This window comes from Geobacillus sp. ZGt-1, from assembly GCF_001026865.1.
GTDB lineage: Bacteria > Bacillota > Bacilli > Bacillales > Anoxybacillaceae > Geobacillus > Geobacillus thermoleovorans.
Window position 1 is genome coordinate 93,586 of record NZ_LDPD01000026.1, and the last position, 946, is coordinate 94,531.

At 50.5% G+C, this 946-nt stretch carries 1 protein-coding gene and 1 pseudogene; both read right to left on the reverse strand.

What is annotated here, in order from left to right; translation table 11 throughout:
• On the reverse strand, nt 1-460 hold a 460-nt coding region (locus tag VU18_RS20645), incomplete at its 3' end, for an Rpn family recombination-promoting nuclease/putative transposase (RefSeq protein WP_047758353.1).
• Nucleotides 461-673: 213 nt separating this feature from the next.
• A pseudogene (locus VU18_RS14040) lies at nt 674-946 on the reverse strand (6-phospho-beta-glucosidase); the annotation flags it as partial.

The window sequence follows — 946 nt, forward strand, 5'->3', positions numbered from 1 at the left end:
GAATGTACTCACGCCATGGCTGTTTGCGCAGTTCAACAGTAAGAAAGCGGAAATCGACAACGGTTAGGAACGGAAACTTGATGGTGAACGAGGACGGTTCATCGCGGTGTTCGTCATAGCTGAAGATGGCAATGGGAAGAATGCGACGGCGGTATTTTTGAAACAAACGGCTGACATAAATGAACATGCGCTCGGGAAACGTCGGCTGCGTGTAACTTTGGTGTTCGATATGGACGATGATCAGCCCATCTTCCCCTTTCAATTTTGTTTCCACCAATAGATCCACACGGTGCTTTTCGCCGGCCGCCACATCCGTAAACACCTCTTCGGACAAAAAGGAGACGTGGCGGAAGTCGACTTGTTCATACACGTGCGGAAAAAACAGAAGCAAAAACTCTTCAAAAAACGTCGACAGCAACTCCTTAAACAACCGGTCGTGATCGATTCGCGTTTCGGACACGGTCTCCCTCCTTGTGATATTTGAACTTTCTTTATTTTCTTCGCCGCGCCTTGGGCAAAATCCTGCCGAAAAGGCTGGTGAAAAGCATTGATTTTGTCTAAAATAAGGGGAATGTGAATGGGAAGAAAGCCCTTGTGTTGCGCGGCTTTTCACGATGAAATGACAAAGCCGCCCCGGCGACAGGCGGCTTTGTCAATCGCTTTTCCAAACGATTTAGTTTCCAGCTACTGTTTTGGCCTGTTTAAAAAACTGCGGCAAATGTTCTTTATGCGCTTCAAGCATTTCGTCCAACATTTGTTTGGCGATGGTGTCAGACGGGACAAGCGGGTTGATCGTCATGGCGACGAGCGCGGTTTGGTAGTCGCCGGTGACCGCGGCCTCGGCAGCGACGCGCTCGAACGACTTGATTTGCTGGACGAGCCCACGCACCGCGACCGGCAAATCGCCGACGGCGATCGGTTTCGGTCCATCTTTCGTGATGACGCA